The organism is Antribacter sp. NEAU-D49, from assembly GCF_057158775.1.
On sequence record NZ_JBXTSN010000003.1, the window covers coordinates 308,265 to 311,945 of the forward strand.

Here is a 3,681-nt window from a genome sequence, read left to right on the forward strand (position 1 = left end):
CCCCCGCGCCGCCGGCCCCGCCTGTGGGGGGCTGGAGCGCCCCCCCGGGCGGCCGATCATCCGACGAACTGCCGGTCAGACGGGGGTCACCTCGCCGTCAGGTCCAGCTGCTGATCACCCGACCCCCGATCAAGCAGCCGCGCCCGGCTCAGAGCTCGCCGCGCCGAAGCAGCGCCAAGCCTTCCATCCGCCACTCCGAGACCGACTGAGGAGGTGCCAGCTCGACACCGGCGATCCCGGCGGCAGCACGAAACCCTTGCTCGAGCTCAGCGATCAGCTCACCGGCCGGAGCCACGATCTCGGGATCCCCGTCAGGGTCGTCCAGAGAGAGCCCGAGCACCAGATCACCCTCTTCGGTGAGGGTCACGATCGCCGCGTGGTGGGCACGCGCGCGGAGGTAGATGGAGAAAGCTTGCGAAGTGTCGGGGCCTCGCCTGAGGCCGGCCAAGGCGTCGGCGTCCCCCGGAGCGGGCCGCTCGTCGACGAGGACGCGCACGAGCGAGGCGAAGCGCGGATCGCCGGGGGCCTCCGTGTCGACGTAGCGGTCGATGAACGTGGCGAGCACGGACGCTCGGTCACGGTCGGCGGCCCGTACCCACACGTACACGTCGACACAGGGCGGCACCCCCGAACGCTACCGCTGTGCGCGTGGAACCGCCCTGATCATCTCTGACCTGGGAAAACATCGGTCGGGCTGACAGGATTCGAACCTGCGACCTTCCGCTCCCAAAGCGGACGCGCTACCAACCTGCGCTACAGCCCGTGGCCTGCCGCGAAGGCGGCGTGCACCGCCGCAAGTGTAGTGCCCCGCGCACAACGTGTACGCGCAGGCCACCAGGTTTGCTAGGGTGATGGCCGCGGTCTGCACGACGGGTCCGCACCCTGGTGAGGCGACTCGCGAGGGTGCGCGGGACGTCGTCGGGCACGCTGTGCGGGCGTAGCTCAATGGTAGAGCCCCAGTCTTCCAAACTGGCTACGCGGGTTCGATTCCCGTCGCCCGCTCACACCCCGAGAGCGCAGGTCAGAGCACCTCTGGCCTGCGCTTCTCGCTTTCCCCGGCCGGAACGCGAACCGCCCGGCGACACCCGGCACCCCTCTATCGCCCGCCCCTTCCGACCGCGCGGGCTAGTCCGCTTGTGGCCTACATCTCCTCCCGCTTGCGAAATCGTTATCGATATCGTTAACGTGATGCCGCCCGGACAGTTCGGCGACGTCGACGTCGCCGGAACCCGATCGGAAGGAACGACGATGTCCCATCCCCCCACCCTGAGGCGGCTCGCCGCCCTGTCGGCGACGGCCCTCACCGCCCTCGCGCTCGCGGTGCCCGCGGCCCAGGCCAACCCCGCCGAGCCGACCCTGCGCTCCGAGACGCCGCGTGATCTCAAGATCGGCAGCGCCGTCTGGGGCCAGCGCGAGCTCCTCGACTACGACCCCAAGAACCCCACCGAGTTCCAGCGCATCCTCGCGGCCGAGTTCGACTCGCTCACCCCCGAGAACGACATGAAGTGGGCCGAGATCCACCCGGAGCCCGACGTCTACGACTTCTCGGGTGCCGACGCCGTCGTCGCCTTCGCGAAGGCCAACGGCCAGGAGGTCCGCGGGCACACGCTGCTCTGGCACAGCCAGAACTCGCAGTGGGTGATCGACGCCAGCGCCGACTGGACCTGCGACGAGGCACGTGACGTCCTCGAGGACCACATCCGGACCGTCGTCGGCCGCTACGCCGGCGAGATCTACGAGTGGGACGTGGCGAACGAGATCTTCCAGGACGACTGGGACGCGGGCGGTGTGCGCCTGCGCACCGAGGCGAACCCCTTCTTCAAGGCGTGCTCCGAGGACCCGGTGGGTCTCCTCGGTGACGCCTTCCGCTGGGCGCACGAGGCGGACCCGGAGGCGGTGCTCTTCCTCAACGACTACAACGCGGAGGGCATCAACAACAAGACCAACGCCTACTACGCCCTGGCGCAGGAGCTGCTGGCCGACGGCGTGCCGCTGCACGGCTTCGGCGCCCAGGGTCACCTGAGCCTGCAGTACGGCTTCGACGAGACCATCCAGGAGAACTTCGAGCGGTTCGCGGCCCTCGGACTCAAGGTGGCCGTCACCGAGGCCGACGTCCGCATGCCGCTCGGCGAGGACGGCGAGCCGACCCCCGAGCAGATCACGCTCCAGGCGGAGCGGTACGACAAGATGCTCGAGGCGTGCCTCAACGTCGCGTCCTGCACGAGCTACACGGTGTGGGGCTTCGACGACGCGCGCTCCTGGGTGCCGGGCGTCTTCCCCGAGGGCTACGCCACGATCATGACCGAGGAGTTCGAGAAGAAGCCGGCGTACTACTCGCTGCTCGAGAGCCTCACCGACGCAACCCCGGGCAAGTCCCCGCGCACGCCGCCGGGCCTGAACAAGTAGCCAGGTCAGTGGGCTGACGGCGTCGCGTGGGTCAACGCGCCACCGCACCACCGGCCCGTCGACGCAGTTCGAGAGCGCAGGTCAGAGACATCTCTGGCCTGCGCTCTCTCCTGTCTCACGTCGAATCGATGAGATGCGCAGTAGGGGTTGCCAGGTCGGGAAACCGGTTACTAGAGTGCGGGAAACCGGTTACCCGAGGGTTTTGTGCGATCTGTGCCTGGTCCAGCGCCGGGGTGGGCACAGTGGCCCGCTATGGGCGGGTGCCCCCTGGGCTCGGAGAAAAGTGCACGACCATCTCCCGCATTTCGACGAGGAACTGTGAGGCATGACATGAGAGCACGAGTGGGACTACGCGCCCTTGCGGCGGGGGCCACCCTGGCCCTGGCCGCCACGATCGGCATCACCACGCTGGCGACTGCGCCGGACGCCCAGGCCGCCACCGGCGGGGTCACAGGATTCGCCACCCTCAACGGCGGTACCACCGGCGGTGCCGGTGGTCAGACCGTGCGGGCCACCACGGGGACCGCGATCCACGCTGCGCTGTGCGCCCGGCCGACCACGAGCACGCCGATCATCATCCAGGTCGAAGGCACCATCAACCACGGCAACACCACCGCGGTGTCCGGACCCGGGTGCTCCACCGCAGCCGGCGTGATCGAGCTCAAGTCGATCAGCAACGTCACGATCGTCGGCGTCGGCGCCGGAGCGGTGTTCGACCAGATCGGGATCCACATCCGCGACTCGCGCAACATCATCATCCAGAACGTCACCGTCCGGAACGTCAAGAAGTCCGGCTCGCCGACCTCCAACGGTGGCGACGCGATCGGGATGGAGTCCAACGTCCGCAACATCTGGGTGGACCACACCACGCTCGAGGCTTCGGGCGGGGAGGCCGAGGGGTACGACGGCCTGTTCGACATGAAGAACAACACCCAGTACGTGACCCTGTCGTACTCGATCCTGCGCAACTCCGAGCGCGGTGGCCTCATCGGCTCGAGCGAGACCGACCTGACCAACGGGAACGTCACGTTCCACCACAACCTGTACCAGAACCTCAACTCCCGGACCCCGCTGCTGCGCGGCGGCGTCTCCCACATCTACAACAACCACTACGTGGGTCTCGTCGAGTCCGGCATCAACTCCCGCGCGGGGGCGAAGGCCAAGGTCGACAACAACTACTTCAAGGACTCCAAGGACGTCCTGGGCACCTTCTACACCGACGCCGCCGGGTACTGGCAGGTCGCGGGCAACATCTTCGACAACGTGACCTGGTCG

General features: G+C 68.2%; 3 protein-coding genes and 2 tRNA genes. 3 read left to right on the top strand and 2 right to left on the bottom strand.

Annotation, left to right across the window (positions count from 1 at the left end; translation table 11 throughout):
• Nucleotides 1–148: 148 nt before the first annotated feature.
• The gene (locus AC060K_RS04770) at nucleotides 149–565 is read right to left on the bottom strand and encodes a hypothetical protein (protein WP_483764310.1); all 417 of its coding nucleotides are present in this window, start codon (nucleotides 563–565) and stop codon (nucleotides 149–151) included.
• Nucleotides 566–689: 124 nt separating this feature from the next.
• Nucleotides 690–763, bottom strand: a tRNA-Pro gene (locus AC060K_RS04775).
• A 168-nt stretch (nucleotides 764–931) separates the two neighbouring features.
• On the opposite strand from AC060K_RS04775, the gene AC060K_RS04780 reads away from it, so the two are divergent.
• The 3 genes from AC060K_RS04780 to AC060K_RS04790 form a co-directional block, all read left to right on the top strand.
• Nucleotides 932–1,002, top strand: a tRNA-Gly gene (locus tag AC060K_RS04780).
• A 246-nt stretch (nucleotides 1,003–1,248) separates the two neighbouring features.
• Nucleotides 1,249–2,406: an endo-1,4-beta-xylanase gene (locus tag AC060K_RS04785; protein WP_483764311.1), complete on the top strand. Its 1,158-nt coding sequence runs from the start codon at nucleotides 1,249–1,251 to the stop codon at nucleotides 2,404–2,406.
• A 330-nt stretch (nucleotides 2,407–2,736) separates the two neighbouring features.
• Nucleotides 2,737–3,681: pectate lyase family protein (locus AC060K_RS04790; RefSeq protein WP_483764312.1), on the top strand; the 945-nt coding region annotated here is incomplete at its 3' end.

Bases quoted from the DNA above. Each gene is read 5' to 3' on its own strand.
- AC060K_RS04785 (WP_483764311.1), top strand. From the start codon at position 1,249: ATGTCCCATCCCCCCACCCTGAGGCGGCTCGCCGCCCTGTCGGCGACG.